This window comes from Microcystis sp. M061S2, assembly GCF_020245605.1.
Lineage (GTDB): Bacteria > Cyanobacteriota > Cyanobacteriia > Cyanobacteriales > Microcystaceae > Microcystis.
The window spans coordinates 1-26,269 of the sequence record NZ_JADBUP010000160.1; the positions used below are offsets into that span (position 1 = coordinate 1).

A 26,269-nucleotide genomic window follows, 5' to 3' on the forward strand; every position below is an offset into this window, starting at 1 on the left:
TCCACCTAGGGCCATGAAGGCGCAGGGGAAGAGTAGTAAACCAGACCAACCGATGAAGACGAAACGGTCTCTTTTGAGCCAGTCATCGAGAGCATCAAACAGCCCTCTTTCTGGGGCGCGTCCGACAGCAATGGTCATGGGGGTTTTCTCCGAAAAATGTATATTATTGCTAAGATTCCGCCCTCTCTCCTCCATCTATCCGAGCAGGCCAGCAGATGTGTAGAAGAATTGTGAGAAATCTTTACTTTTCTTAACTTACACTATATTGGAAAAAATGGCTAATGTTTTTTGGGTCGATCTTAAGAAAATCTAAAATTTTTTCGGGAGACCACTTGCTGGGCGTTGCGGGAGGAGACCACTTCGTGCGCGTTGCGGGGGGATTTGGGGAGATGGGGAGATATGCCGCCTCAATTGCTTGGTATTGTCGTCTTCACGTCTTGAGTGGAATGCTGGACACCTCTGTGCGGTAATTATCCCCAAATTGAGGTGATTAAACCGCACGGTGCGCTATTAAGTCCTATTAAGGGGTGTTAGACCGATGGAAGTGGGATACTATAATAGAGGAGGTTGCTCGACCGCAGGGAGCGGTATAATTGATGGCTGGGCTTCTCAACAATAGGGAATAAGATGTCAAAACTCAATGTAGATCAAAAAACGATTATTGAGCTATTGTCAGACAAAAAAGCTGATTTTCTCATACCCGACTACCAGCGTCCTTATGCTTGGAATGAAGAGCAATGTCAAACGTTGTGGGATGATATTTTTTTATTCTCTTTCCCTGACAATAACTACGAAGCATTTGATGAGAATGAAGAGTATTTTCTTGGTTCTATTGTTACTTATAAAAACGAAAATGGTAAGTCAGAGGTTATTGATGGCCAGCAGCGGCTTACAACCCTAATGCTTATGTTGCGAGCATTCTATGATAAGTTCGCCAATATGCAGGATACAAACTCAATACGTACTCGTGATCGCATTGAGAAATGCATCTGGAAAACGGATACTTTCGGCACAGCCGATAAGAATACGCTAAAAATTGATTCGGATGTCGCCACAGATAATGACAAAGAAGAATTACTTGAACTGCTACGTACGGGAATAGTTAAACAAGGTGCCAAGAGTCAATATATCCTAAACTATCAATTCTTTCAGAAAAAGATTGACAATTTTTTGCAAGAATTTCCTGGTTTGTTCCCTTATTTACCTGCTCGTACTTTAGGTAATTGTATCTTTCTGCCTATTGAAGCAGAGTCACAAGACACGGCTCTTCGTATTTTTTCGACGCTTAATGATCGTGGTCTACCACTATCAGATGCAGACATATTCAAGGCTCAATTCTACAAATACTATAGCACGCTCGGCAATAAAGATGAGTTTATTTCTGAATGGAAAAGGCTTGAAGAAATAACAGGCTCGGTGTTCAAACCAATCACTGGCACACCAATGGATGAGCTATTTGCACGTTATATGTATTTTTTGCGTGCTAAAGAAGGGAACAAAAGCTCAACAACTGAAGCTCTGCGAAAATTTTATGAACGCAATAAGTATCAGTATCTAAAACAACGCCATACAATTGACGAGCTAAAAGCTCTTGCCCTATTTTGGGAAAGCGTTTTTAACCAAGACAAAATCCGATTTTCTGAAAATATTCTTAAGAAGCTTTTTGTGTTAAACTATGCACCTAATAGTATGTGGCAGAACATAACATCAGTGTATTTTTTGCAGAACAGAACAGATGATGGGATGTTGGAAGATACAAAGTTCAGCAAGTTTTTAGATAGAATTACAGCCTTCATATTTGCTTATGCTGTTACAAACCCTGGCGTAAATGCGTTGCGTACCCCCATATATGATGAGATGGTTAACATTGTAAATGGTACTGATGCAACTTTTTCTAAGTACAAATTCAACCATGTGCAAACACGCTCATTCTTTGAAAACTATGTGTTTACTAATCAGAGGAGCATCACTCGCTCCCTGATTACATGGTATGCCTTCACATTTCCAAATCAACAGCTTCTTGATGTTAAAGAAATTTACCACTTAGAGCATATTTATTCGAAGAAGCGCCAAGAAATAGAAAACGGACTCAAATCGGAGACGAATATTGATTCTTTAGGCAACAAAATATTACTTGAGGCTAGTATAAATATTAGGGCTTCTGATTATCACTTCGAAGATAAGAAGAAAATATACAGCGGTAAAAAGCGAGGAGGAAAAAACAAAGATGCGAGTAGAATTGCTGAAATAGCTGATCTCATTGGTTACAGCGAATTTGAAGAGAAACAAGTAATTGATCGTACCCAGAAAATTTTAGACAAGTTCTTAGAATTTCTACAGACAGAAGATTTGATAGCATATGGTGAGCTTTGTCTTTGTGCGGCTTTGGAATGAAAAAAGGGAGGGTCTTCCTCCCTTCCTTAATGGGTTACACAAGGGGTAAAATCTCTAGAAATGCGTTGTAAGGGAGCACATTGCAACGAGTGTGATCTCCGATCTTTTTGGGTGCGTTAATAAAATGTAACGCGCCTTATTTTGTTTTAACGCAAGCGATTGTCTCGCAGTAGATTCAGATCAGGTATAATGCCAGATAAGGCAGCAATTTAAGAAAATTTACAATCAAGGATATTTTGGCACTGGTCTCAAACGATAACAATGATGGAAATAATTTTTCAATAGAAAGAGATGTAAAAAATCAAGGCAAAACTACGATCAAGATCAATGGGCAAATTGGGAAAGAAGTCATTGGAAAAATTGATATGCCTGAACATAAATCGGCTCTGAAAGAATTAGACAGGGGGCGTCTGCTTTTTTATGTGACTTTTGCAGGCGGCAAGGGATACCTTGATAATAAAATATTTCTAAGGGATGTTATTAATGCGTGAGTTAAAATATATAGCTGAAACTCCACTTAATCATAGGAAGGATTACGGTCAGTTTTTTACACCTATGTGCGTTGCTCGCCTCATGGTACAGTGGGTTTTAAAAGATAATCCAGAAACAGTATTAGACCCAGCGTTTGGCTTAGGCGTTTTTTATGATGAAGCAATAAAAACACCTTCAGGTAATCAAGTAAATTTCATTGGATATGAGATTGATAGAAATATATTTGAGTTTCTCAATCGTAATGGTGACAGTCCTTATTTGAGAGTTATCAATAGTGATTACCTCGAAGCTGAAACTGAAAAATTTGACGGTATCATTTGTAATCCACCATATATGCGATTTCAGAAATTTCTTAAGCGTCATGATATATTACCAAAAATTGAAGAAAAAATAGGGAAGAAACTTATCGGTTACTCTAATATCTCTTCCGTATTCCTTGTCAAGTCTTTAAGAGAACTTAAAATCAATGGTAACTTGGCGTATATTATGCCTTTTGAATTTTTTAATACTGGCTACGGAAAAGAAATCAAAAAAAGTCTCCTTGAAAATCATTTATTGAAGCAAATAATAATCTTTGCCAATGAAAAAGAAATTTTCCCAGAGGCAACGACAACCGTTTGTGTGCTTCTTTGTAAAAATGACGGAAAAAAAGAAACCATTAAAATTTTACAGATCAAAAAAATTGATGAAATAGATAAAATATCTGATATTAGTAAATTCTATCAGTGGGAAATCGAACCATCGAATTTACCATACAACAAAAAGTGGACACCTATCATTTCATCATTGTTCACTGAACAAGTATCGCCAAATGGCTTCTGTAAGTTGTCCCTATACGGTACGTTTACGAGAGGTATTGCTACTGGCGCAAATGAATTTTTTGCGTTAAAAAAATCAAAAATTGAGCAACGGAAGTTGAGTGATAATAATATTTGTAAGTGTATTACAAAAAGCTCTCAAATCCGCAAAGCAGTATTTACTGAGCATGATTTTAATATACTATACAATGAGGATAAGCCAGTCTATTGTTTAGATGTAAAAGATCACGACAACTATGAAATACGAAATTACATAAAAGAAGGCGAAAAATTGGGATATCATGGGAGGTATCTTACAAAAACAAGGAACACCTGGTACAAAATTGAAAAGAGAAAACCGGCTCCAATTTTATTCGGTGTCTTCAGCAGGGGCAGGTTAAAAGTAATACGCAACTTCACAACAGCAATAAATTTTACCTGCTTTCATTCCTTTTATCCAAATAAATTCGGAGAACAATTTATTAATAAATTATTTGTGTATTTGCTCAGTGATATTGGACAGGAAATAATAAAAATCAATAAACGAAGTTATGGTGATGAATTAGACAAGTTTGAACCAAGGGATTTGAATGATAGCTTATGTCCAAGCCAGAAACAATTTGAAATGCTCAGTGATGAAGATGCTGAAGAAGTAATTAGTATTGCACAAAATGATCACCAAAAAGCAATTCTCATGAGTAATGCTCTGATCAAAAGACTTATGGACTCCCAACAATGCGCTGCACCGGACGGCAATTCCGCTGCGCTCCATAGTGCGATCGCCGATCTGGTTGGGTGGGTTAATAAAATGTAACGCGCCCTATTTTGTTTTAACGCAACTGATTGTCTCGGAGCAGATTCTGATCAGGTATAATGCCAGATAAGGCAGCAATTTAAGAAAATTTACAATCATGGTATTGCGTCAGCTCTGCTCCGCTATATTAAAGAAAAGTTTCCCAAACAGGGCGATGCTATTTCGGTTTAGTTTTAACATTCTGGAGAGATAAACTATGCAACTAGAAGATTAGTTTATCTTTCTCGCTGCCAATGACATTCGCATAAAAAATACACGAATTGGCATTGAAACAGTTTTGTATGACTATATTTACCGTAGTCGAACACCTGAAGAAATTGCCAAAACTTACCTATCATTAAACCGAGAACAGGTTTATGCCACTATTCTCTATTATCTTCACAACAAACAAGAGATCGGTGAGTACCTCACTAATTGGCTAGAAGTGAGAGAAGATGTTTGTCCCCCGTGATAATATGGGTCGCCTTGCCAACGATCGCACATTCTATGATCATATCGTCGTCAGGATCGTTGGGAACGGCTCTCAGTGTTCCACCTATAGAAACAATGCTAGAAGCCTCACAAATTTCCTCGATGTATTTTCTAACTGGTTCTTCAGGAAATTTGATTTTTAGTAGCAGTTTTTCGGATAATTCCTGTAAAATTTCTGGACAAGTGACCGATCGAATCAGTTTGCTTTGGGCTAGGGAAAAACAACTATTCGGGCTACCGCTTTTAGAAAGCGCGGCAGATATGAGAATATTTGTGTCGAAGACAACAGTATAAATCACTACTTCTCGTGAACGATTTCATCGATAAATTCTTCTCTTTCCTCTTCGGTCATTGTCTCCCAATCGTAGCCGCGTTCTGCTGCGACGATTTTTGCCTGTTGGCTTCCGTAATCGGTTATAGCTTCCATATTTCCCCACTGACGATGGATGAGGAATCTAAATAGTTCCTGTTGCTGTGCTTCGGGGAGTTGTTTGACTAATTCGATCACTTGTTCGTTGCTTAAGGTTAAGTTCGGCATAGGTCGCTTCTAGACACCAGCATGATTAACGATTTTAACATGAGTCTTTAGCTGGCTCGTGGGTGGGGGGACTGATCGCTAACGGGAAAAGTCATGATCTAGAAATTCTTGAATCGTTAAAATTGGGATTTCTTGAAATGGATTTAAAACTAATAGATCAGAATCGCCGCTTACAATACAGGTAGCTTGACCATCGATCGCTAGTTCTAAATACTGATTATCTTTCTCATCTCTGCAAACCTTGATTTTCTCTCGAATCACGACAATTTCCGCGGTTCTTTCTATCGCCGTTATAAATAGCCGCCTTTTTGCTGATGAGGCATATCTATCGAATTTGGGACGATTGAAAACAGTGATCAATTCTAACAAAGTAGATTCGGACATTAAAAGCTTGCCGATATTTTGGGCTTTGTCTAATGCCTGACGAGCTTTACCGTTTTTAGAGAGAAGCGCACTTACTAAAACATTTGTATCGAAAACGAAATAGTATTCAAGGCTCATTTAATAAAGATTCTAGGATTTCGGGTGTTAATCCTCTAGCTTCCGCCTCATCACTAATTTCGTCCATTAGTTTTCTCAAGAAATCGATATCGCTGTTAACTGGCTTTCTAATTAGCAAATCGACAAGAACCCGGACGCGTTCTTGTTCCTCTGGGGATGCGGATTGATAGACTTCTGCCGCTTCGGGACTGACTTCGATCGAAATTTTGCTCATATTATTAAGGCTCATCCTTGCTGTGCTTCGGGAAGTTGTTTGACTAATTCGATCACTTGTTCGTTGCTTAAGGTTAAGTTCGGCATAGGTCGCTTCTAGACACCAGCATAATTAATCAGTTTAACACGGGTCCTTAATGGAGAGGGTTTTCTGTTCGCCTATCCCTTCTCTGCGTCGATCAGTTAGAATCGAGAAATTATCGGACTAGAAAGTCCTTTCATCTTCGCGCTTGCCGTAAAATTATATCTTTAACTAAATGGTGATCGCTAATTAATTATCGTAGTAAAGCTTGAAAACCTGCTTGAATAAAATGAACATCTGAAGTTAAAGCGTCGGTAATTTGATTTTCTTCCATAACAATAAAAGAAAAACAATCTACTAATCCCCAGCTTTTATCAGATCTTGATTCGTAGAGCTTTAAGCCTTTTTGAAAAAGAGTAGAAGTGATAGTAACAACGAATAAATTATCGGTTTGATAGCATTGCTTGATAAAGGCAGAAACCTTAGGACGATTGTAATGACTAAGAGCATTACCAACCTCCATAAAAATGGCTTCAGTAACCCAAACTGCTGTTGCATTTTTTACATAGGGGAGGAACTGCATAGCAATTTGATGATATTGATCATGAGGATTGAGAATTGCTTGGATAAAGACCGTATCTAAAAAAAGTTTGGACTTATTCATCGCTTATATTTCTTTTGGGAGTATCATATAAATAATGATCGTGTTCCCTTGACCAATCTTCTGGAGCTTCATAGGTGCCAGCCATTTCTTCTAACAGTTCCCAAGCATTTTTATGGTTATTTTCTAGTGGATCTTCCCGAGAAATAATTTGGATGATGTAATGGGTATTGGGTTCTAATTCAATCTTTTCTTCGGGACGGAAAACCATTCCATCATAACTAACTCGTAGATTTTTTATCATAATGGATTGTTGAGAAGTAATTCGATTACGGCCTACACAGTGCCTTAAGGCTAGTGTAACACACCCTCTCAACTATAACTACCGCACGATCGCACCCTCTTCTAGATGCCGATATTCTGCTAAAGATGGGAAAATATCAGTCCTGTAGAGTCAAGGTCGATCCTCGTGGGTGGGGAAACGGAGGGAATTTTCGGCCATGGTGACAACAGTAATCGTTTTTCCCAACCTCTCGAAAAACTCGACACTATACCCCGTTTGTAATCCCTCAATTTGATGTTTTTCTACCAATGTCCCACGCCTCCTGCGGATAATCATTCTTCGGGAATGTTTTGTAGTAAAATTACATCGGAATAAAGTTCATAAATTGCGTTCATTAATTTCTCTTGTTTTCAATAAATTCTTTCCTATCTCGCTCGTATTAATCTATCATTTTTTTAACGTCAGATGGTGACTTTCTTAATGGGCTTAATGGATCCATAAATTTTTCGGATGGTGACTTTCTTAATGGGCTTAATGGATCCATAAATTTTTCGGATGGTGACTTTCTTAATGGGCTTAATGGATCCATAAATTTTTCGGATGGTAACTTTCCTACTATATCCATCAATTTTTCGATGGGATATTGTCTAGCTTCTATAGAATTTGCTTCTTCTTGTATTAATCCTACTTCTTCAGGAGTTAATATCAGTCCTTCAAGTTTCTGCTCTGCGTTCTCGATTGTTTGAATTAAGTCTTGGTATATTTTTTGGGCTTCGTCCAACTCCTTTTGGGTAAAAAGATTATTATGAGCTACTTTGTTTCTGATTTTATGCAGTTCCTCCCAATTAGATTGAAAATTTCTGTCTTTAAATGATTCCTTAAAAAACTTATCATAGTTGCTTTTAATTTCTTCTTTTAATTTACGAATTGCTTCGGGAGTTTCTGCAAGCCTATCAATTTTTTTAATTAAATCCTCTTTGGTTATACAACCAGATGAAAGCTTGTATATAATCTCACCTAAATTACCAAAATCTATCAGATAGAGTTTATTGTCAATACAGCTTGCAAATTTTGTTTCATTATTTTTTCTGTCATTAACTTTCCTGCTAAAATCTTGGGGGGATCCCGTTGTCCACCAATTCACTCCTATCTTGGTTGTCATAAATTTCGTTATGTAGGCTCTTAAATGGTTTTCCACACGATAAATATAAGGATAAATTTGAACAGCAATCTGCTCAGAAATTTCGTCTTTTACTATATACAGTGTTTCTAATTTTTGTTCTTTGAAAAAATTTAAAATTGGAATACGTTGAGGTTCTAAACAACCATATTCTCCCTTTACAACAATTGAAAAACCTGTAATACATTTATCTTTGCTGTCTTGATCAAATTTAATTGGATTTACTGTAATTTCTATAAAATTATCCTTGATTTGGCGACTGTTACAATCTATTTGTTGTGTTCCCTTCCAAAATGAATCATTCGAGGCGAGAAGATAGACTAAATTATCAGGAGTTTTGATATGAGATTGATTAGAAGTGTCAAATGCAAAAATTTCAAAGGTGAGAAAATTGTTTTGTGTGTCCATTGGAATGACAGGAGTTAGGTCTATAAACAACATCTACCCTCTATTTTAACTTGTCTATTGAAAAAAAAGGGGCTTATTCAGCCCCCCTTAACCTCTAACTACCGCCAATCCTTGCCACATCGCGGGCGTTGGCTTCAAAAGCGGCATCGAGAGCAGAATCGCCAGTTAAACCGGAATCTAACGCCTCTTTAATACACTGCAACATCCGCTTATAATCCTTGGGCATTACTTTAACAAACTTGGGCAACATTTCCGACCAATTTGCTAAAACCAGTGCCGCTTTTTGACTTTGGGTGTAATCAGCATGGCGTTGAATTAACTCGCGTAAATCGTCGATTTCTTCCCCTTCTAGCGCCTCTAAAGCTACCATTTGGGTATTGCAACGAGTGGCGAAATCCCCCGACTCATCGAGGACGTAGGCGACACCACCACTCATCCCGGCGGCGAAATTGCGACCGGTGGGCCCTAAAACAACGACTTTACCCCCCGTCATATACTCGCAAGCATGGTCGCCAACAGCCTCAACCACCGTATTAACTCCAGAATTGCGGACACAGAAACGTTCCCCAGCAACCCCGGAAATATACACCTCACCACTGGTTGCGCCGTATAAAGCCACATTACCGATGATAATATTATCCTCGGCCACAAAAGTGGAACCTTTGGGCGGATAAACGATGATTTTGCCACCGCTTAAACCTTTACCCACATAATCATTGGCATCCCCTTCTAACTCCAGTGTCACCCCTTTGGGAACAAAAGCACCGAAACTCTGCCCCGCGCTGCCCTGAAAATGGAGATGTACGGTATCTTCCGGTAAACCCTCCCAGTGACGTTTAGTGATTTCGTTGCCTAAAATCGTCCCCACCACGCGGTTAATATTTTTAATCGGTAGTGTCGCCTTGACTTTTTCGCCTTTTTCAATGGCATCCTTGCATAAATCCAGTAAAACGGTTATATCCAAGGACTTATCTAAACCGTGGTCCTGGGGAATCTGACAATAACGCCCTACCTCTGCATCTACCTCCGGTTGATAGAGAATTGGAGTTAGGTCAATTCCTTTCGCTTTCCAATGTTCTACAGCCTGTTTTGGCTCTAATACATCAGTTCGCCCCACCATTTCATTTAAGGTGCGGAATCCCAATTCGGCCATAATTTCCCGCACTTCCTGGGCGATAAATTTCATGAAATTCACCGTATATTCGGGATCTCCGATGAAATTCTTCCGTAATAACGGATCCTGGGTCGCTACCCCCGCCGGACAGGTATTAAGATGACAAACCCGCATCATAATACAGCCTAACGTCACCAGTGGCGCGGTCGAAAAACCGAATTCTTCGGCCCCCAATAGGGTCGCCACCACCACATCGCGGCCGGTTTTCATCTGGCCATCGGTTTCCACCGCAATGCGACTGCGAAGATTATTTAACACCAATGTTTGATGGGTTTCTGCTAGTCCCAACTCCCAGGGTAAACCCGCGTGTTTAATCGAGGTTTGGGGTGAGGCACCGGTCCCACCATCGAAACCAGAGATTAAAACCACGTCGGCGTGAGCTTTAGCGACTCCGGCGGCGATTGTGCCAACTCCCACCTCAGAAACCAGTTTTACGCTCACTCTGGCCGCACGATTGGCATTTTTTAGGTCATGAATCAACTCCGCGAGGTCTTCAATCGAGTAGATATCGTGGTGGGGTGGGGGAGAAATTAAACCAACTCCGGGGGTGGAGTGACGGACTTTGGCAATCCAAGGATAGACTTTTTTACCCGGTAATTGACCGCCTTCCCCCGGTTTTGCCCCCTGGGCCATCTTTATCTGCAATTCTCGCGCTTGGGAGAGGTAAAGACTGGTGACACCAAAACGGCCGGAAGCTACCTGTTTAATGGCACTATTTTTCGAGTCTCCCTGTTCATTTGTCCAAGTGTAGCGCTCGGGATCTTCGCCCCCTTCCCCGGTGTTCGACTTGCCACCGATACGATTCATGGCAATAGCGAGGGATTCGTGGGCCTCTTTGGAAATGGACCCGTAACTCATGGCCCCGGTTTTAAAGCGTTTCATAATCGCTTCAATCGGTTCCACTTCTTCGATGGGGATACTTTCCCGGTTTTTAAAGGTTAATAATCCCCGCAGGGTGAAGAATTTTTGATTCTGTTGGTTGACCAGTTGGGAATATTTCTTAAAGAGGTCGTATTTGCCCAATTTTACCGCTTGTTGCAGGGTATGAATGGTTTCTGGGCTAAAAAGATGGGCTTCCCCGTCCTTACGCCATTGATATTCACCGCCAATATCGAGGGTATGCACATTAACATCCCGGTCGGGGAAAGCGTGGCCATGTCTGAGTAGGGATTCTTTGGCAATAATTGCTAAATCGGCCCCTTCAATGCGGGAAGCTGTCCAAGTAAAATAGCGATCAACTACCGATCGATTTAAGCCGATAGCCTCGAATATTTGCGCCCCACGGTAGCTTTGCAGGGTGGAAATGCCAATTTTAGAGGCCACTTTAATTACGCCCTTGGTGGCGGCTTTTATGTAGTTTTTACAGGCGGTCTGGTGGTCAACTCCTACCAATAATCCTTCCTCGATCATACTGCCGAGGGTGGCAAAGGCTAGATAGGGATTAATCGCACCGCAACCATAACCGAGGAGAAGGGCGTAGTGATGCACTTCCCGGGGTTCGCCGGATTCCAGGACAAGGCCGACTCTGGTGCGGGTTCCCTGCCGGATGAGGTGATGGTGTAAACCGGCAACCGCCAGCAGTGAGGGAATCGGGGCGTGATTTTTATCGATACCTCGATCGCTTAAAATAATAATGCTCGCGCCCGCTAAAATTGCCTCGTCCACCTCTTGACAAATTGCCTCAATTGTGCTACGCATTCCCTCGACTCCCGAAGTGGGATCGAAGAGAATGGGAATAGTCACGGTTTTAAATTCGCTATTGCCCTGTAAACGCGCTAATTGGGCATTAGTGAGGATGGGAGAGTTAAGTTTAATCAGGTGACAGCTTTCGGGCTGCGGATCCAAGAGATTTCTCTCCGCACCGATAGTGGTGATGGGAGAGGTGATAATTTCTTCGCGAATCGAGTCAATCGGGGGGTTAGTGACTTGGGCGAATAACTGCTGAAAGTAATCATAAAGCAGTTTTGGCCGATCGGACAAGACGGCTAGGGGTGTATCGGAACCCATGGAACCCACTGCTTCCACTCCATCCCGGCCCATGGGGGCTAATAAAAGACGTAATTCCTCAAAAGTGTAACCGAAAGCGGTTTGCTGTTGGATTAGGGAAACAGCAGTTTCAGGTGGGGCAGTTTCAACGGCCGGTAAATCGTCTAAATTGACTAAATTTTCGTTTAACCACTGGCGATAGGGATGAGCTTTGGCAATACCTTCTTTTATCTCCTCATCGGCCACGATACGACCTTCTTTCATATCCACAAGGAACATCCGGCCGGGTTGCAGACGACCTTTAAAAGCGACGCGTTCCGGTTCAATGGGTAAAACTCCCGCTTCCGATGCCATAATTACTAGGTCATCTTTGGTGACATAGTAACGGGAAGGACGTAAACCATTGCGGTCTAACACTGCTCCCATCATCGTACCATCGGTAAAAGCGATCGAGGCCGGACCATCCCAGGGTTCCATCAAACAGGAATGGTATTCATAGAAAGCTTTTTTCTCATCACTCATCGATTCGTGGGCTGCCCAGGGTTCAGGAATCATCATCATGACAGCGTGAGGAAGAGAACGCCCCGATAAAACCATTAATTCTAGGGCATTATCAAAAATTAAGGAGTCACTACCCTCGATATTAATAACCGGCTGGATTTTTTTGATGTCTTCCCCGAATAAGGGTGAGGCAAACATCGACTGACGGGCGTGCATCCAGTTAATATTACCTCGCAGGGTATTAATTTCGCCATTGTGGGCAATATAACGGTAAGGGTGGGCGCGTTCCCAACTGGGGAAGGTATTGGTACTAAAACGGGAATGGACTAATCCTAAAGCACTTTGAAAGTCGGGGTCGTGTAAATCGGGGAAATAGTCACCCACCTGTACCGGCATTAATTGCCCTTTATAGACAATGGTACGACTAGAAATACTGCAAGGATACCAGTAACGATTAAAAGATTGACGATTGAGGTGGGAACGCTTGCGAATAACGTATAATTTGCGTTCAAAGGCCAGATCATCGCTTAAATTGGCATCGCGTTCGATGAAAACCTGTTCGATAAAGGGTTCGGTAGATTTGGCCGAATTACCCAAACTGGAGTTATCCGTGGGAACATCACGCCAACCGAGAACTTTTAACCCCTCTTCGGCGGCGATTTTCTCGAATTCCTGGCGACTTTTCCCGCGAATTTCGGCATCAGGGGCCGTGTAGAGCATTCCCACCCCGTATTGTCCCGCTGCCGGCAAGGTAAAACCTAGATTACTGGTCACTTTCCGGAAAAATAGGTCGGGGATTTGGCATAAAATACCCGCCCCATCGCCCGTATTTTTTTCCGCACCGCACGCGCCACGGTGATCGAGGTTTAGTAAAATTGTTAAGGCCTGTTCAACAATATCGTGGGACTTTTTACCCGTTTTATGAACGATAAAACCGACACCACAAGCATCATGTTCAAATTGGGGATCGTATAGTCCTTGTTTCCGTGGAGTTTGATTGTTATTCATCTTGTCTAATAGCCTAGCAGTCTGGAAGGGAATGGCCTAGAGGGTGAGCCAGAGTAGCGATTCTAGGTATATCAATTCTGTATCCAGACTGGACCTTCGGTCTTATATCTTAAGGAAATGTTTCGATGTGACAAGGGTTCCTTTCGCTGCTTTACCCCCTGATCGAGATCGCTTTTCTGGCCCGGGTTCGATCGCTTTTACAATTAAGAGAAAGAGCGATCGCTATCTCGATCCCGTTCGATTGATTCTTTCTGCTCTTTCTCGCCATTTTTTTGAATTTTCTGTAATTACCTCGCACATCGATCGGGCTTTTTCCGCCGCATCCCGTGCCATTTCCAGAATTTCCTCTAGTTCCCGTTCATTTAGTCCTGTTTCTTTTTCTTCCATCACCGTAAGCCCTCCAAGCGATTTTTAACCTGATCAAAAATGTCGGGGTGAAGACCGAGCGGAGCAGTTTGATTGGGACAATTCGATAATTACAAGAGGTCGTGACGTATTTTCCCGAGTACCCGCTTCAAAATCGCCAGATCCTCGCTACAAATCCGATAAATTTCCTCCGGATCGATGTCAAAATAATCGTGGGCGAGAATATTTCTGATTCCCTTAATCTCCGACCAGGGAATTTCCGGATAGCGATTCGCTAAACTCTCTGCCATTAGCCGATCGAGTCTTCTAATATTTTCACTAATCGCAATCAACATCATACTAATGCCATCCAATCGATCGAGTCCATCATCATCGGCGATGAAATCATCGGCTTTTTGAATCCGGGTAAATCGCCGCTCGATCCGGCGGATCGCCTCTTCAAGCTCTAGTAATAACTCGAATAGAAGCGATCGATCACACATAGATGGCCTCTCGATCGATCCGTGCCTTGAGGTAAGGATTCAGAGAATCCCGATAGCGGATCACGTCCACTTCCCGTCCGAATAGGTTCTCTAGTTCGGCTTTTAGTCTGACTCTTTTAAGCAGATTGGGGGGCATATATACCACTATATCTATATCGCTCGTCGGTCGGGCTTCCTCTCTGGCTACCGAGCCGAAAATGCCGATTCGATTGATCGCGTATCGTTCCTCCAGTTCGGGTTTCAGGGTTCGTAAATGTTCCAATATCTCGTTGGCAGTGATTTTATCTACCATCTAATTTACTCCCTTTAGTTAATCGTGCGATCGATCTCTCGATCCTGATCAAAGACTAAAACGGGCTGCCACAATCGCACAACCCGTTCCCAATCAATTTAATTTTTAGTCGGTCAAAATTACCCTTCTAGTTTCCGGCCTTTGCACAATAAACCCACCCCGGCAACGGAGAGTAAACCGAGAACCGTCGCTGGTTCGGGAACGGTGGTAGGAGCGGCGGGAGAGTAGGTTAGGGTTGTACTATTGAGATCGACGACACCACTGAATGGAGCTATTGATCCCTGGACAGAGAATAAACTCCCGAAGGTGCCAGGGAAAAAATTTAGAGCCAAAGTATCGGCATCATTATTCTCAGCGACAAATGAACTCGCGGTAATCACCCCGCCACTGACCGTAAAACTATTATCGAATACAACAGTAGGATTCGCCAGAACATCAAAGGGGAGCGTGTAGCCTAGGGCGGAGGGAGCGGAAGTCACGATCAGCGAAGTGGCGGCCAAATTTGTTCCATCTCCGTCTGGTAGGGTGAGCGTCCCCTGTACGGTTCCGGAGACTGGGCCTCCCACGTTACTGAAGGAGAAGTTAAACGTTGCGGCGCTGGCAACCGGTGCGAGGGTGGCGGTGGCTACCGTGGCGAGGGCGACGGTTAGGGGTTTGTTGAAGGATTTTTTCAGGGACATAATTCTGACTTGAATTTGTTTAAAATCTAGCCAAATCTTACCCCCCCCCCGATTTTGTCAAGGTTTTTGTTATTTATATTTATTATGCTTCATCTAGCTATTGATTACTCGATTGGGGATTGAGGGGGATCTGCCAAGAGAGCGGCGAAGTGGTGCGCTTTTCTGGGGTGCGGGGGGTTATAGTTCCCATCATCAAAGAAATACTCTAGCCGCCGATCGCTCTTGTCATTGGCCAAAGACAAACAAAATAACTAGCATTGAAATAGTTATAGTCTCCGTTTCGGTGTTCCCGTTGTCCCAGTTCCCCTGATAGGATTTAATCGGTCGCCTAACTCTGGAGCTAAAGTAGAGATAGGGTTTAATTGGAGCCATGTATGGAAGCGATCGAATTTAGGACGGTTATTCATGACGGTCAAGTGAGCGTTCCCCCCCGATATTCTTCTCAATGGGAAGGTAAGATGATACGGGTGATTGTTTTGGATGACTCGGAAATCGTCCCCGATCCGAGCCAGAAAACTGAAAAAACGATGTTCGAGGCGATTTCTTTAAATACACGGGGATTTAGATTCGATCGGGACGAGGCTAATGCCCGATAAAGTTTTTCTCGATACTAATGTCTTAATTTACGCGTATTCTGAGGATGAGCCGGATAAACGACAGCGAGCGATTGATTGTGTTCGATCGGGTGAGGCTTGGATTAGTACACAGGTTTTAAATGAAACGATAAATGTATTAAACCGGAAATTTTCCCTAAGCTATTCGCAAATTCGAGAAGCTGTACAAGAGCTTTCCGAGGGATTCCCAATCGTCCTCGTTTCTGTTAATACGATAGAGATGGCATTGAATCTAGCGGAACGTTATCAATATAGTTACTTTGATAGTTTAATACTGGCCAGCGCTCTGGAAGCGGGCTGTCAAATTCTCTACAGTGAAGATTTACAAGATGGTCAGCGAATCGAGAATCAATTGATGATCGTTAATCCCTTTGGTTAATCGTGCGATCGCTCCCTCTCAAGCCGAGTCTCTAGCCGAATTTTTTAATCGTTTAAGTGCGAAACTGGCGTTAAGTGCCCGTGATTTTCTCTTGTAGCCTCGCTTTTCCTTCGGGGACTGAGGGGGGAAGACCATATAACAAATCCTTACTTTCTTCAGAGGTTAGATTAATTAAGATAATGTTACAAAACTTTATGAAAAAGCCGTAGTATGATAATTTACGCCAGTAAAGCGAACACAATAAGGAGCAACACCCATAATGCAGTCGGCCGAGATGTTGCTGACAGTCCCCAAAGAGTATTTAAAAGCACCGGGGGGCTTCAACCCAAACGTTACCATGTTTTTCAGTGCCTTGAGCCTAATAACCCTATCTACCTGTGGCTATTGGCTATGGTCCTGGCCCGACTGGATTTGTTTTAGTGCTAATGTCCTCGCTTTACATTTATCGGGGACAGTTATCCACGATGCCTCTCATAATTCTGCCCATAGTAATCGGCTATTTAATGCTATTTTAGGTCATGGCAGTGCTTTAATGCTCGGTTTTGCCTTTCCGGTCTTCACTAGAGTCCATTTACAGCACCACGCGCACGTTAACGATCCCGAAAATGATCCAGATCATTTTGTCTCCACTGGCGGCCCTTTGTGGATGATTGCGGCCAGATTTTTTTATCACGAGATTTTCTTTTTTAAGCGGCAACTCTGGCGGAAATACGAACTGCTGGAATGGTTCCTCAGTCGTCTTTTTGTGGCTACCATAGTCATCGTCGCCTGTCAATACGGTTTTATCAGCTATGTGATGAATTTTTGGTTTGTTCCTGCTTTAGTGGTGGGAATTGCCCTCGGTTTATTTTTTGATTATCTCCCCCATCGTCCTTTCCAAGAGCGCAATCGTTGGAAAAATGCCCGCGTTTACCCCAGTCCCCTCTTAAATCTGCTGATTTTAGGACAGAATTATCATCTAGTGCATCATCTTTGGCCGTCGATTCCCTGGTACAAATACCAACCGGCATACTATGCCACTAAACCGCTTTTAGACGCAAAAGAGTGTGAACAGTCTTTAGGTTTACTGCAAGGTAAGAATTTCTGGAGTTTCCTCTACGATGTCTTTTTGGGGATTCGCTTTCACTCCCATTCTTCTAAAACTTCTTGATCTCACTTATCGTAATGGTGAGGTACAAGGTTTCCGTTTTGGGAAGTCGGTGGTCGATTTTATGAGAAACTCTGTATCTGTAATGGTTTCTTTGTCAACTTGATTTTTTTAAGGAGGATTTTATGGGTCAGCATTGGGGAAAAGCCTTAATTTTAACAACAACTTTCTTGACAATTAACATCGATTATGCTAGGTCTTTAACCTTTGGTGAGGCCGTGGGTATTGGAGCGGGGGCCTTGTTAATCAACCGGGCGGTACAGGATAATAGACAACGTTATCGATTTGTGCCACCAGAGCAAGAATTTCAGCGCGGACTAGAGGACGGGTTTAACTTTGCCCGCTATGATAATCCGCGCAATTCTAGGGACTACGATGACGGTTTTATCGAGGGAAGAAGACGGCGGGAGTCGGGTTGGTCCAGTCCCAACAGGAGAAGTTAATTATTTTTTTGGTCTGCGTCCCACTTCGGCGGTTTCTTGAATGGAAAATATCCTCAATTTGCCGTCGATGGGAGCGACTTTAGCCACCGCTTCCGATGCCACTATATAGTTATCACCCTCGGTGTTGGTAATATTGACTACCCGCTCGCGAGTGATAATCGCCATCTCGTTATTTGCAAGAATATCCACGTCCCAATTCTCAGAAAGAACCTCTATACTTTTAATATTTTTGTAGGATTCCTCTAAAAATATTTTATGTTCCGTGATGCCATTTAACTCAAAAATTTCGGTACTAGCATCGGTTTTAATGGTCAATTGCGAGGAAATAAACGGGGCATAGTGTTTGAGGATTAGGGCGATATTTTTATCTTTAATAGCGGTTTCAATGTCTTGAATCATTGCTTTAATTTCCGCTTCCTTGATTGTTTGTCCCCCATCGCGATTACTCGATTGTTTCACCGGCACTATCGAGGGATTAGCGTGGACAAAAGCGGGGGAGATGCTGGGGAGAAGGGATAAACCGAGCAATAGAACAATTAATTGGGGAGAACGCATAATTTAATAAACTTGGTAAATTCAACCCGAATCATAGCATTTTCTCGTTACCGAATAAATCCTCAAGCTGAAAGTCCCTAGTTAGGGAAGCTAAGAGAGCAAAATTATGGCTGTGCAAAGTCTAGGTTGATCCTTTAGCTATTTTTGCTTGATATTTCCAGAATAACAGGGGTATGATCGCTAGGTTTTTCTTGTTTTCTGGGTTCTCGATCAATCAGACAATTAACGGCTTTTTCGTATAGCTGAGGAGTTAAATAAAGATGATCAATTCGCCAACCTCGGTTACGAGCAAAACCGCCGCTGCGATAATCCCACCAACTATAATGTCCTGGATCCGATGTGAATTTTCTAAAGGCATCTTGTAAGCCAATTTCTAAGACCTTTTCTAAAGCTTCTCTTTCTTTAGCTGAAGACATAATATGATTTTCTTTGCCCTTGGCATCATAAATATCTTTATCTTCTAAGGCAATATTAAAATCACCACAGATACATAATTCTTGGGGTTGAGAATTAATTATTTTATCTAGATATTTCCTGAGAGTTTCTAACCATTTAAGCTTATAAATATACTTGTCACTATCTAGGGAAGAACCATTAGGAACGTAGAGATTAATAATCCGAATATCGCCGATTACTCCAGTAATTACCCGTTTCTGTTCGTCTAGTTCTCCTGTTAAATTTTCTCCGATAATGGGACTAAATCCCACAGTGATATCGTCCATGGGTTTCTGGCTAAAAATCGCCACACCATTATAGGCTTTTTGTCCAGAAAGATAGAGATGATAACCCAAAGATTCAAAAGCTTCTCTGGGAAAATCTCGATCGATTACCTTGGTTTCTTGCAAGCATAAAACCTCAACGGGATTGAGTTGTAACCAGTTAATTACCTGCTCTTGTCGGCTGCGAATCGAGTTGACATTCCATGTGGCGATTTTCATAGCTAAAAACCAAGAATTTTTCTCACACTTCCTCAGCAAAACTACTGCGACGCACAAACTCAAACGGACCGGCGATCGAACCCCAGACTAATTGATCGGTTTCGGGATCTAAACCGCGATCAACGCTAATTAATCCCCGTTCACTAATTTCAAAACTATTATCTAAATAAGTCATTCTATCTTTGCGAAAGACTAAACATTGTTTACCCGGTTTCACCACCCCTTTAAAACTGTTACCTGTCCAAGTTACATTCATATCACAACCCGCCATCGGTTCTAATAGTTCTAAGCTGAGATTTTTGAGACGCTGGGGTTCTCTAGAAGCACCAAAAAAGTTAGCTTCCTCTTTAACTTTAAAGTTTTCTAGTTCAATATGGTCATCGACTACCGACAATTTAAATACTCGCAAACGATAGGGAGTATTGAGCATAAAATCGTAGGCCTGCTCTAAAAATAAACTGGTTCCCTTCAGTAATTCATCGGGCAAAGGGCGCATACACACGCGAATATGGGCAAAAAAAGGCGGATTAGCAAAAGCTTGTTCTTGATTACTAAAATCCGCCGCCATCCAGCGCGCTAGGGTTTTTATATCCGTGGGATGAGTCATAATTTTTGAGATGTGAATGGCTATTAGCTATCAGCCATCAGCTAGTTAATTGCTCTGATAATTTTTCACCGATTACTGATAACTATGCCCCGACAATTGTTATTGTGCAATTACTTTAATTTCGATATCGGCACTAACTTCGGGATGGAGTTTCACTTGTACTTTATAGACTCCCAATTGACCGATATCGGGGACGGTAATACCACGGCGATCGATTTCTAATTTAGCATTTTCTAGAATAACCGTAGCCACATCTTGACTGGTGACAGTACCGAAAATTGCCTCATTTTCACCCACCTGTTTAGGGATGCTGTAGGGACTGAGTTTTTCGAGCGCAGTTTTTCTGGTTTCCGCTTCTTGTTTTTCGGCGAGGAGACGTTGACGCTCTTTTTCTTTCCTAAATTCTGCTTGTTTAATCGCGCCTTTGGTGGCTAAAACGGCCACACCTTGGGGGATAAGGTAATTGCGCGCATAACCGGGGGCTACTTCCACCACATCGCCATTTTCACCTAATTTGCTGACTTTTTGATTGAGGATAACCTGCATTCGTTTCGCCATGATCTTGACCTAAAACAATAGTTCCAAAACCCCTATCATACCATGCAATCGTCAAATCTTGATCACAAGTTAGTTATTGCCGGCGGCGATTATTTGGGTTAATAGGGGACCGATTGCCTGAAAGGCCGAGGGTAAAACCGCTACGGTGGCGGCTGCAATAATAATTGTCGTGGCTAATCTCAGCACTTTCTCGGAGGCTTTTTCGTAGGTGTCAAATTTATAGTCGAGCTTGTCTAATCTTTGGTCTATTTCCTGAAAGCGTTGCCCCATAGCATCAAAACGTTGGTCTATTTCCTCAAAACGTAGATCTATCGCCTCAAAACGTTGATTTACTGCTGTTTGGAAGCTTTTCAGTTCGTTGAGAACATCGGTTAGGGTGGGTTCTTGAGTGGACATGGTGACACCTTGGGGAATTTGATCGCCTAGCACAATTATAACCCTAAGTCAAGCTTTTTTTGATGATAATTAACGTTTTTATTGATAATATTTTGACCTTGTTCCGGTATTGGAGACAACCAGTATTTCTATTCTAATAAGGTCTCTTTAATTGTTGTTAAAACTTTGCTATCTTTGACCATCCAAGCATGAAGCAATACGGGAATCGAAATTTCTTTGCCCACCGATAAACGGGAACTATAGGCGGGAAATATCATTAAATCGTAGGGAGTCCAGATAATTGTGGTTTTAATTTTATTTAAAATTTGTTGACAATCTTGATTTAAATCCTCTAGAAATTGACTTCCAGGCTGCATTTGTCTAATCCCATCTAAGGGTAAACTATACGCGGTTAAAGTGCCTCGATTCGGTGCAGAAATATTTAGGTAACGTTGCACTCTTGCCACTCCTCCCAATCTTTGCAGATAGTAGCGGGTAATTAGGCCTCCCATACTAAACCCAATCAGATCTACTTTCTGCTCTTTAGCAAAGTTTTTCTCGATATAATTGTCCACCTGACTGGCTAAAACTTCTAACTTTTCGTAACCATGATTGGGAATTAAATTAAAACTATGCACCTGCCAACCATGATAGTTTAAATACTCGCTCATCGGTTTAAAAACAGCAGTAGTGTCCAGAAAACCATGCACCAAAACAACGGGATTCATAGATGAGGTTTTATCCTTAAATTCTGAATCTATTCTAACGGATGATCGGGGTAATGAGCGAAAAATTTTTGGGAAGAGCCTATCTACTAGGTACGGCTACCGGCAACTTCTAAGGATTAGGGAAAAAACCAAAAAGTTTAGCGGCACCTCCTAAAATAGCGACTACCAATGCTATCAGAATTCCTCGATTGGTGAATTCCTGATAGGCAACCCTTGCAGTTAATCCATTGATTTTTTCGTCTAAAGCTTTAATATCTCCCTTGAGTTCGGCCTGTCCTATTTCTACTTTAGTTAACCGGTCTTCTATCTTGTCAAATCTCTCATCAATACGTTTTTCCAGAGAGTCGATTTTCTCGTCAATACGTTTTTCCAGAGAGTCGATTTTCTCGTCAAGGCGTTTTTCTAGAGAGTCGATTTTCCCCTCAATCCTTGTCAGGACAGCTTCTAGGGAATAAGTGACAGTTTCGTTAGACATTTTGAGCAACTCCAAAAGTCAAATCTTCAGGGGTAAATGCTGGAGGCTATATTTTACGGAAAAATCAGGGGTCTATAGGCGGACACGGATTCCCATTATAATAAAATTATAAGTCAAGACTTGAGTTTTTGTCAAGCTTTTTTTTGACGGCAATCAATGGCAAGAATTTCGGGGAAGTATTTAGCCACCGATGCCTAACCGTCCCGCTAAACTAGGGCTTAAAGGAATCAGAGTCGCCAACATTAAAAAGAGTAGTAATAAACCCCAACCGGCGCGGGTGTCATCGGGTTCGGTTAACTCGTTTAAACTCGGTCTTTCCAACTCTCTTTGTAAAAAAGCGACTAAAATTGTCCAATAGAGAGGAATCGGATTACTGGGATTAACTAAGGAAATAATGCCCAAAATAACCAAAGTAGCCACAGTGGTGCGGCGGGCAATTTTGCGACCATAAATAGCCTGAACAATTCTGCCACCATCTAACTGTCCAGCAGGCAGTAAATTAAGGGCGGTAATCACCAATCCTAGCCAACCGATAACAGTTAAAGGATGCACGGAGATAACGGCATTTTGTAACTCGTCGCCCAAAACTATCCGCGCTAAAAAACTCACTAAAATTGAACTTTGGAAAAAGGTACTAGGGATTTGAAAAAGGCTGGCAGAATTAGATAAAGTCAGTCCAACGATTAACAAGATTAAAGAAACCAAACCTCCCAAAGCAGGACCAGCGAAAGCTATATCAAATAGGACACTGCGGTTAGGTAATAAAGATTCAAAACGAGTAATCGCCCCAAAAGAACCAATCTGCCAAGTGGGAAGAAAATAGGGTAAACTGAGACGAACATTATGGCGTTTAGCGATAATTAGATGACCGATTTCGTGGGCAATTAATACCGACCATAAACCCAAACTCAGGGGAATTGCTTCTCGATATCTCTGCCAATTACTAAACAAATCAAAACCCAATAAAATTCCCGCCGCTTCTAAGCTGGTGACAATGGTGGCTACTAACAAAACTAAAGAGAGATTTTTTTGAGCAAGAGTGGCAGGACTAGGATCGTTAGTTTTGGGAAGGATAATTACCACAGGTTTTTCCTCGGTTCCTTCCACCAGAAATAAACGATATTTATCGCCAAAATGAACACTTAATTTCTGGGTTAAGCGCGAGTGAACGATATCTGGTTCTCCCCGTAAATTGCCTTTAAAAATTGCCCCTTCCTGAAAAGAGATAGTCTCGGTGGCAAAAAAAGTATCTATCCCAAAAATACTCTGAATAACTTTTAAATCCTCTTCGGGAATTGGCATCACATCCGGCACAATTGCTGTCACCGCTGCCGGGGTTTCTAGAGGAGTAACGGACTGGCTAACTGCCTGGTTAACTTTCGGTTCAATTATCTGATTGGTTTTCAGTAAGCGTAAACGGTTGCCCAAATAAATATAGATAATTGTGGAAGCAACCAGTAAAAAGAGAATTACCGCTAGATTGAGATAAATTCCTGCCGCAAATAGCCCGAAAAAAATTAACCAAGGAGCTATTAAGACCAGGGATTGTAACCAAGGTAAAATTCCCAGTTGGCCGTAGGGTTTAGCTCGATAAAAACTCCAAGTCAAGATAGCACCAGCGACGAGGAAAATAACAGCGACCGCAGCAATTTCCGAAGAAATATTAACCATAGGAAAGTCAAAATCAATAGGTTTTTATCAATCAATTTGATTATAAGCTTGCAGGGCGGCCCGTAATTGCCCTCGATGCTTTTGTAACAATTCTTGTCCTGCCGCCGCCGAAAGTCCCGTTTTCTGCATTAACAAAGCCAGTTTAACCCGGCGGCCACTTTTTTCCAGTAAAATTGCCGCTTCCTCACGACTAATATCGCTAAGGTTACAGATAATCCGCAGGGCGCGGTCATGGAGTTTATGATTAGTAACTGCCACATCGACCATCTGGTTGCCGTAAACCTTGCCTAACATGACCATTGTCCCTGTGGAAAGGATATTTAAAGCCATTTTCGTCACCGTTCCCGCTTTCAGACGGGTGGAGCCGGCCAGAAGTTCTGGTCCGGTCAATAAGCGGATATCCACATCCACAGGAATCTCCACTTGTTCGGCGGGGACACAACTAATGGCAATCGTCGTCGCACCCCGCTGTTTTGCCGCCTGTAAAGCCCCGTGAACGTAGGGGGTGGTACCCCCGGCGGTAATCCCCACTACCACGTCTAATTCGTGAATTTCTCGCTGGGCAATAATCGCCGCCCCATCTTCCGCTTTATCCTCCAAATCTTCGGAACTACGCACCAGCGCCGCCGCTCCACCGGCAATAATTCCCTGTACCAATTCCGGGGGAGTGCAGAAGGTGGGGGGACATTCGGCCGCGTCCAAAACCCCCAGCCGGCCACTGGTTCCCGCCCCAATGTAAAAGAGTCTACCACCTTTAGCCAGAGCTTGACTGGTCAGGGAGATTGCTAGGGCCAATTCTTGCCGGGCCATGGCGATCGCTTTTATGGTTTGGGCATCCTCCTGATTGAAGAGATCCACCAATTCGAGCGGGTTTAATTGGTCTAAATTTAGGCTGTTTGGGTTAATTTGTTCGGTTAACAGGTGTCCTCTGCTTTCCCACTGTTCCATAACGGTTTAATTGAGCTTTTCGTAAGATTATTTTCAGTATATAGCCAATCGGTGGGTAAAAAGCTTGACAATTGCCGCCCGAATATTAGACAATGGTAAATTGTGTCAATTCCTGCTCGGATCAGGTGAAGACATTAGCACAAAAGCTGGAATTTTTTTCGGCTACCTGTACGGCAAAACGAGCGCAGAAAATTTATGAGTTACGCGATTATTGAGACCGGTGGCAAACAGATTCGGGTGGAACCCGGTCGCTATTACGATATTGAACTTCTTCCCGTCGATGAACAAAGTACCCATACCATCGACAAAGTGCTATTAATCCATGATGAGGATGATATTAGCATCGGTCAACCCTTTATCGAAGGGGCCACCGTGGAAGGGACTGTCATGCAACATCGTCGGGGCAAAAAAGTTATTGTCTATAAAATGCGCCCGAAAAAGAAAACCCGTAAAAAACGCGGTCATCGTCAAGAAATTACCCGTTTTATGATTGATTCAATCAATTATAACGGTAAGACCCTAGTCGCCACTGCTGCTACCTCCGGTGCTGAAGTTGTGGAAGATAGTAGCGATGAAGAAGAATAACTTTTAGAATCAAAAAAGCATTTGGAGAGAAATTATGGCTCATAAGAAAGGTACGGGTAGTACCCGCAACGGACGCGATTCTCGTTCCCAGAGACTAGGCGTTAAGCGCTACGGTGGTCAAGTGGTAAAAGCGGGAAATATTCTCATCCGTCAACGAGGTACTAAAGTTCACCCGGGTAAAAATGTTGGTCGTGGTGGCGATGATACTTTATTCGCTTTAATTGATGGTGTGGTCAAATTTGAATACAAGGATAAAAGTCGCCGTCAAGTTAGCGTTTATCCTGCTGAAGTTAGCGCCAGTTAATTCCATCAACTCTGATTAATTTTTTCCCTGTAACCTCCTAACTCATCCTAGGGGGTTTTTTCAGATAATTTATATCTGTTGACAGGGTAGATCGAACACTCATGGATTAAAATAATCCGAAAGTAGCTCGGAAAAGATGGACTCACCATGATTTTTAAAATTGCCGATATCTTAAAAAATTTGCCCTGGTCTTTCGATTCTACTGCCGAATTACCCTGGTTAGATCGCTCGCGAGCGGAAAAATCCCTGCAAAAAGCTCGTCAACAACGGCGAATTTCCGAACGAGAATATCAACTCCTCGACCATTGGCGAGAATTGGGTTATTGTATTGTCAAAGATTTAATTCCCGCAACGGCGATCAATAATTTAGTAGCAGAATTAGCCGATTTATTTTTCCTAGAATCGGCTATCCCTGGATTAAGAATTGAAGGCATTCAAGCAGAAAATCTACCGGCGAGTTTAAGTCACGAGCAAGTTTTAGCCCTAGATATGGAGCAAAGAAAAGCCTTGGTTAATTCTATTTGGCGACTCCATGCCTTTCATGAGATTTCCCCCGCTGCTCGAGCAATTTTTGACAATCAAAATCTGAGAGATTTAGTTAGGGTCTGCTGAATAAATGTGAAATGTAGGCAAGGTAGAGGTTTTGTGGCTTTTCTCCCGAAACAGGTGCAAGATTCTGAGAGAATCGTGCTTCAAAACCTTGCGTCTTCATGGTTCCGCGTCCTGTAGGGGCGAAGCA

32 protein-coding genes and 2 pseudogenes are annotated in these 26,269 nt (G+C 42.3%); 11 read left to right on the forward strand and 23 right to left on the reverse strand.

Features of this window, described 5'->3' with window-relative positions:
* Positions 1-138, reverse strand: a pseudogene (locus IM475_RS22605) (photosystem II D2 protein (photosystem q(a) protein)); the annotation flags it as partial.
* A gap of 489 nt (positions 139-627) precedes the next feature.
* Between IM475_RS22605 and IM475_RS22610 the strand changes: the two are divergent.
* The 4 genes and pseudogenes from IM475_RS22610 to IM475_RS22625 all read left to right on the forward strand — a co-directional run.
* The gene (locus IM475_RS22610; protein ID WP_287729222.1) at positions 628-2,394 is read left to right on the forward strand and encodes a DUF262 domain-containing protein; all 1,767 of its coding nucleotides are present in this window, start codon (positions 628-630) and stop codon (positions 2,392-2,394) included.
* Between the two features lie 233 nt (positions 2,395-2,627).
* On the forward strand, positions 2,628-2,885 hold the full coding sequence (locus tag IM475_RS22615) for an AccI family restriction endonuclease (RefSeq protein ID WP_472406790.1): 258 nt from the start codon (positions 2,628-2,630) through the stop codon (positions 2,883-2,885).
* Positions 2,878-4,497 carry an HsdM family class I SAM-dependent methyltransferase gene (locus IM475_RS22620; RefSeq protein WP_287729223.1) on the forward strand — a complete coding sequence of 540 codons (1,620 nt, stop codon included), beginning with the start codon at positions 2,878-2,880 and terminating at the stop codon, positions 4,495-4,497. Before IM475_RS22615 ends, IM475_RS22620 begins: the two co-directional genes overlap by 8 nt.
* 217 nt (positions 4,498-4,714) lie before the next feature.
* A pseudogene (locus IM475_RS22625) lies at positions 4,715-4,921 on the forward strand (DUF433 domain-containing protein); the annotation flags it as partial.
* Here the strand turns inward: IM475_RS22625 and IM475_RS22630 are convergent.
* The 13 genes from IM475_RS22630 to IM475_RS22690 all read right to left on the reverse strand — a co-directional run bounded on the left by IM475_RS22630 (position 4,908) and on the right by IM475_RS22690 (position 15,203).
* Entirely contained in the window at positions 4,908-5,267 is a 360-nt protein-coding gene (locus IM475_RS22630; RefSeq protein WP_287657267.1) for a putative toxin-antitoxin system toxin component, PIN family, read from the reverse strand. The pseudogene IM475_RS22625 and the gene IM475_RS22630 sit on opposite strands and share 14 nt — an antisense overlap.
* A complete protein-coding gene (locus IM475_RS22635) occupies positions 5,267-5,506 on the reverse strand; it encodes a hypothetical protein (protein ID WP_287657266.1) in 240 nt (79 codons plus the stop codon). Before IM475_RS22635 ends, IM475_RS22630 begins: the two co-directional genes overlap by 1 nt.
* A 78-nt stretch (positions 5,507-5,584) precedes the next feature.
* Positions 5,585-6,007: a putative toxin-antitoxin system toxin component, PIN family gene (locus IM475_RS22640; RefSeq protein WP_287657265.1), complete on the reverse strand. Its 423-nt coding sequence runs from the start codon at positions 6,005-6,007 to the stop codon at positions 5,585-5,587.
* The gene (locus tag IM475_RS22645) at positions 5,997-6,221 is read right to left on the reverse strand and encodes a C2H2-type zinc finger protein (RefSeq protein WP_002748889.1); all 225 of its coding nucleotides are present in this window, start codon (positions 6,219-6,221) and stop codon (positions 5,997-5,999) included. The genes IM475_RS22640 and IM475_RS22645 overlap by 11 nt, the downstream gene beginning before the upstream one ends.
* 274 nt (positions 6,222-6,495) lie before the next feature.
* A complete protein-coding gene (locus IM475_RS22650) occupies positions 6,496-6,906 on the reverse strand; it encodes a type II toxin-antitoxin system VapC family toxin (protein WP_002750647.1) in 411 nt (136 codons plus the stop codon).
* Complete coding sequence (locus IM475_RS22655) at positions 6,899-7,147, reverse strand: hypothetical protein (protein ID WP_002738017.1); 249 nt, start codon at positions 7,145-7,147, stop codon at positions 6,899-6,901. Before IM475_RS22655 ends, IM475_RS22650 begins: the two co-directional genes overlap by 8 nt.
* 150 nt (positions 7,148-7,297) lie before the next feature.
* Positions 7,298-7,435 (reverse strand): DUF4926 domain-containing protein, encoded by a 138-nt coding sequence (locus IM475_RS22660; RefSeq protein ID WP_287729224.1) that lies wholly within the window; start codon positions 7,433-7,435, stop codon positions 7,298-7,300.
* 130 nt (positions 7,436-7,565) lie between these two features.
* On the reverse strand, positions 7,566-8,714 hold the full coding sequence (locus IM475_RS22665) for a Swt1 family HEPN domain-containing protein (protein ID WP_287729225.1): 1,149 nt from the start codon (positions 8,712-8,714) through the stop codon (positions 7,566-7,568).
* A gap of 94 nt (positions 8,715-8,808) precedes the next feature.
* A complete protein-coding gene (gene gltB, locus IM475_RS22670) occupies positions 8,809-13,383 on the reverse strand; it encodes a glutamate synthase large subunit (protein WP_287729226.1) in 4,575 nt (1,524 codons plus the stop codon).
* Positions 13,384-13,605: 222 nt separating this feature from the next.
* A complete protein-coding gene (locus IM475_RS22675; protein WP_172968171.1) occupies positions 13,606-13,770 on the reverse strand; it encodes a hypothetical protein in 165 nt (54 codons plus the stop codon).
* 89 nt (positions 13,771-13,859) lie between these two features.
* A complete protein-coding gene (locus IM475_RS22680; RefSeq protein WP_149976263.1) occupies positions 13,860-14,231 on the reverse strand; it encodes a HepT-like ribonuclease domain-containing protein in 372 nt (123 codons plus the stop codon).
* The gene (locus tag IM475_RS22685) at positions 14,224-14,523 is read right to left on the reverse strand and encodes a nucleotidyltransferase family protein (protein WP_149989274.1); all 300 of its coding nucleotides are present in this window, start codon (positions 14,521-14,523) and stop codon (positions 14,224-14,226) included. The genes IM475_RS22680 and IM475_RS22685 overlap by 8 nt, the downstream gene beginning before the upstream one ends.
* A gap of 119 nt (positions 14,524-14,642) precedes the next feature.
* Positions 14,643-15,203 (reverse strand): PEP-CTERM sorting domain-containing protein, encoded by a 561-nt coding sequence (locus IM475_RS22690; protein ID WP_287729227.1) that lies wholly within the window; start codon positions 15,201-15,203, stop codon positions 14,643-14,645.
* A gap of 374 nt (positions 15,204-15,577) precedes the next feature.
* Between IM475_RS22690 and IM475_RS22695 the strand changes: the two genes are divergently transcribed.
* The 4 genes from IM475_RS22695 to IM475_RS22710 all read left to right on the forward strand — a co-directional run bounded on the left by IM475_RS22695 (position 15,578) and on the right by IM475_RS22710 (position 17,786).
* Positions 15,578-15,799: a hypothetical protein gene (locus tag IM475_RS22695; protein ID WP_193977033.1), complete on the forward strand. Its 222-nt coding sequence runs from the start codon at positions 15,578-15,580 to the stop codon at positions 15,797-15,799.
* The gene (locus tag IM475_RS22700) at positions 15,789-16,196 is read left to right on the forward strand and encodes a PIN domain-containing protein (protein ID WP_287729228.1); all 408 of its coding nucleotides are present in this window, start codon (positions 15,789-15,791) and stop codon (positions 16,194-16,196) included. The genes IM475_RS22695 and IM475_RS22700 overlap by 11 nt, the downstream gene beginning before the upstream one ends.
* Positions 16,197-16,455: 259 nt before the next feature.
* Positions 16,456-17,346, forward strand: a complete 891-nt coding sequence (crtR, locus tag IM475_RS22705) for a beta-carotene hydroxylase (RefSeq protein ID WP_104396875.1) — start codon at positions 16,456-16,458, stop codon at positions 17,344-17,346.
* Positions 17,347-17,468: 122 nt separating this feature from the next.
* On the forward strand, positions 17,469-17,786 hold the full coding sequence (locus tag IM475_RS22710) for a hypothetical protein (protein ID WP_159247704.1): 318 nt from the start codon (positions 17,469-17,471) through the stop codon (positions 17,784-17,786).
* On the opposite strand, the gene IM475_RS22715 is transcribed toward IM475_RS22710, so the two are convergent.
* From IM475_RS22715 to murQ, 9 genes are all read right to left on the reverse strand, one after another.
* On the reverse strand, positions 17,787-18,341 hold the full coding sequence (locus IM475_RS22715) for a hypothetical protein (RefSeq protein ID WP_287729229.1): 555 nt from the start codon (positions 18,339-18,341) through the stop codon (positions 17,787-17,789). It lies immediately after the preceding gene.
* A gap of 134 nt (positions 18,342-18,475) precedes the next feature.
* Positions 18,476-19,279, reverse strand: a complete 804-nt coding sequence (xth, locus tag IM475_RS22720) for an exodeoxyribonuclease III (protein WP_287729230.1) — start codon at positions 19,277-19,279, stop codon at positions 18,476-18,478.
* A 22-nt stretch (positions 19,280-19,301) separates the two neighbouring features.
* Positions 19,302-19,886 carry a chromophore lyase CpcT/CpeT gene (locus IM475_RS22725; RefSeq protein WP_287657245.1) on the reverse strand — a complete coding sequence of 195 codons (585 nt, stop codon included), beginning with the start codon at positions 19,884-19,886 and terminating at the stop codon, positions 19,302-19,304.
* A gap of 99 nt (positions 19,887-19,985) precedes the next feature.
* Positions 19,986-20,444 (reverse strand): 50S ribosomal protein L9, encoded by a 459-nt coding sequence (gene rplI, locus IM475_RS22730; RefSeq protein WP_287657244.1) that lies wholly within the window; start codon positions 20,442-20,444, stop codon positions 19,986-19,988.
* Positions 20,445-20,513: 69 nt separating this feature from the next.
* Positions 20,514-20,873, reverse strand: a complete 360-nt coding sequence (locus IM475_RS22735; protein ID WP_103112024.1) for a ssr2422 family thylakoid membrane protein — start codon at positions 20,871-20,873, stop codon at positions 20,514-20,516.
* 95 nt (positions 20,874-20,968) lie between these two features.
* Positions 20,969-21,547: an esterase/lipase family protein gene (locus IM475_RS22740; protein ID WP_287657243.1), complete on the reverse strand. Its 579-nt coding sequence runs from the start codon at positions 21,545-21,547 to the stop codon at positions 20,969-20,971.
* A gap of 109 nt (positions 21,548-21,656) precedes the next feature.
* A complete protein-coding gene (locus IM475_RS22745; RefSeq protein WP_287657242.1) occupies positions 21,657-22,022 on the reverse strand; it encodes a DUF4164 domain-containing protein in 366 nt (121 codons plus the stop codon).
* Between the two features lie 180 nt (positions 22,023-22,202).
* Entirely contained in the window at positions 22,203-23,693 is a 1,491-nt protein-coding gene (locus IM475_RS22750) for a site-2 protease family protein (protein WP_287729231.1), read from the reverse strand.
* Between the two features lie 27 nt (positions 23,694-23,720).
* Positions 23,721-24,641, reverse strand: a complete 921-nt coding sequence (gene murQ, locus IM475_RS22755; RefSeq protein WP_287729232.1) for an N-acetylmuramic acid 6-phosphate etherase — start codon at positions 24,639-24,641, stop codon at positions 23,721-23,723.
* 195 nt (positions 24,642-24,836) lie between these two features.
* Between murQ and rplU the strand changes: the two genes are divergently transcribed.
* The 3 genes from rplU to IM475_RS22770 all read left to right on the forward strand — a co-directional run bounded on the left by rplU (position 24,837) and on the right by IM475_RS22770 (position 26,142).
* Positions 24,837-25,226 carry a 50S ribosomal protein L21 gene (gene rplU / locus IM475_RS22760; protein ID WP_002785944.1) on the forward strand — a complete coding sequence of 130 codons (390 nt, stop codon included), beginning with the start codon at positions 24,837-24,839 and terminating at the stop codon, positions 25,224-25,226.
* Between the two features lie 34 nt (positions 25,227-25,260).
* On the forward strand, positions 25,261-25,530 hold the full coding sequence (gene rpmA / locus IM475_RS22765) for a 50S ribosomal protein L27 (RefSeq protein ID WP_002744094.1): 270 nt from the start codon (positions 25,261-25,263) through the stop codon (positions 25,528-25,530).
* A 147-nt stretch (positions 25,531-25,677) separates the two neighbouring features.
* The gene (locus IM475_RS22770) at positions 25,678-26,142 is read left to right on the forward strand and encodes a hypothetical protein (RefSeq protein ID WP_287729233.1); all 465 of its coding nucleotides are present in this window, start codon (positions 25,678-25,680) and stop codon (positions 26,140-26,142) included.
* Positions 26,143-26,269 lie beyond the last annotated feature (127 nt).

What these genes read in the sequence shown, in the direction of transcription:
- IM475_RS22750 (WP_287729231.1), bottom strand. Translation starts at nt 23,693, where the DNA reads ATGGTTAATATTTCTTCGGAAATTGCTGCGGTCGCTGTTATTTTCCTC.
- IM475_RS22645 (WP_002748889.1), bottom strand. Translation starts at nt 6,221, where the DNA reads ATGAGCAAAATTTCGATCGAAGTCAGTCCCGAAGCGGCAGAAGTCTAT.
- crtR (WP_104396875.1), top strand. Translation starts at nt 16,456, where the DNA reads ATGCAGTCGGCCGAGATGTTGCTGACAGTCCCCAAAGAGTATTTAAAA.
- IM475_RS22610 (WP_287729222.1), top strand. Translation starts at nt 628, where the DNA reads ATGTCAAAACTCAATGTAGATCAAAAAACGATTATTGAGCTATTGTCA.
- gltB (WP_287729226.1), bottom strand. Translation starts at nt 13,383, where the DNA reads ATGAATAACAATCAAACTCCACGGAAACAAGGACTATACGATCCCCAA.
- IM475_RS22640 (WP_287657265.1), bottom strand. Translation starts at nt 6,007, where the DNA reads ATGAGCCTTGAATACTATTTCGTTTTCGATACAAATGTTTTAGTAAGT.
- IM475_RS22740 (WP_287657243.1), bottom strand. Translation starts at nt 21,547, where the DNA reads ATGAATCCCGTTGTTTTGGTGCATGGTTTTCTGGACACTACTGCTGTT.
- IM475_RS22650 (WP_002750647.1), bottom strand. Translation starts at nt 6,906, where the DNA reads ATGAATAAGTCCAAACTTTTTTTAGATACGGTCTTTATCCAAGCAATT.
- IM475_RS22700 (WP_287729228.1), top strand. Translation starts at nt 15,789, where the DNA reads ATGCCCGATAAAGTTTTTCTCGATACTAATGTCTTAATTTACGCGTAT.
- rpmA (WP_002744094.1), top strand. Translation starts at nt 25,261, where the DNA reads ATGGCTCATAAGAAAGGTACGGGTAGTACCCGCAACGGACGCGATTCT.
- IM475_RS22710 (WP_159247704.1), top strand. Translation starts at nt 17,469, where the DNA reads ATGGGTCAGCATTGGGGAAAAGCCTTAATTTTAACAACAACTTTCTTG.
- IM475_RS22655 (WP_002738017.1), bottom strand. Translation starts at nt 7,147, where the DNA reads ATGATAAAAAATCTACGAGTTAGTTATGATGGAATGGTTTTCCGTCCC.
- murQ (WP_287729232.1), bottom strand. Translation starts at nt 24,641, where the DNA reads ATGGAACAGTGGGAAAGCAGAGGACACCTGTTAACCGAACAAATTAAC.
- IM475_RS22745 (WP_287657242.1), bottom strand. Translation starts at nt 22,022, where the DNA reads ATGTCTAACGAAACTGTCACTTATTCCCTAGAAGCTGTCCTGACAAGG.
- IM475_RS22675 (WP_172968171.1), bottom strand. Translation starts at nt 13,770, where the DNA reads ATGGAAGAAAAAGAAACAGGACTAAATGAACGGGAACTAGAGGAAATT.
- rplI (WP_287657244.1), bottom strand. Translation starts at nt 20,444, where the DNA reads ATGGCGAAACGAATGCAGGTTATCCTCAATCAAAAAGTCAGCAAATTA.
- rplU (WP_002785944.1), top strand. Translation starts at nt 24,837, where the DNA reads ATGAGTTACGCGATTATTGAGACCGGTGGCAAACAGATTCGGGTGGAA.
- IM475_RS22685 (WP_149989274.1), bottom strand. Translation starts at nt 14,523, where the DNA reads ATGGTAGATAAAATCACTGCCAACGAGATATTGGAACATTTACGAACC.
- IM475_RS22635 (WP_287657266.1), bottom strand. Translation starts at nt 5,506, where the DNA reads ATGCCGAACTTAACCTTAAGCAACGAACAAGTGATCGAATTAGTCAAA.
- IM475_RS22690 (WP_287729227.1), bottom strand. Translation starts at nt 15,203, where the DNA reads ATGTCCCTGAAAAAATCCTTCAACAAACCCCTAACCGTCGCCCTCGCC.
- IM475_RS22620 (WP_287729223.1), top strand. Translation starts at nt 2,878, where the DNA reads ATGCGTGAGTTAAAATATATAGCTGAAACTCCACTTAATCATAGGAAG.
- xth (WP_287729230.1), bottom strand. Translation starts at nt 19,279, where the DNA reads ATGAAAATCGCCACATGGAATGTCAACTCGATTCGCAGCCGACAAGAG.
- IM475_RS22680 (WP_149976263.1), bottom strand. Translation starts at nt 14,231, where the DNA reads ATGTGTGATCGATCGCTTCTATTCGAGTTATTACTAGAGCTTGAAGAG.
- IM475_RS22695 (WP_193977033.1), top strand. Translation starts at nt 15,578, where the DNA reads ATGGAAGCGATCGAATTTAGGACGGTTATTCATGACGGTCAAGTGAGC.
- IM475_RS22770 (WP_287729233.1), top strand. Translation starts at nt 25,678, where the DNA reads ATGATTTTTAAAATTGCCGATATCTTAAAAAATTTGCCCTGGTCTTTC.
- IM475_RS22715 (WP_287729229.1), bottom strand. Translation starts at nt 18,341, where the DNA reads ATGCGTTCTCCCCAATTAATTGTTCTATTGCTCGGTTTATCCCTTCTC.
- IM475_RS22725 (WP_287657245.1), bottom strand. Translation starts at nt 19,886, where the DNA reads ATGACTCATCCCACGGATATAAAAACCCTAGCGCGCTGGATGGCGGCG.
- IM475_RS22665 (WP_287729225.1), bottom strand. Translation starts at nt 8,714, where the DNA reads ATGGACACACAAAACAATTTTCTCACCTTTGAAATTTTTGCATTTGAC.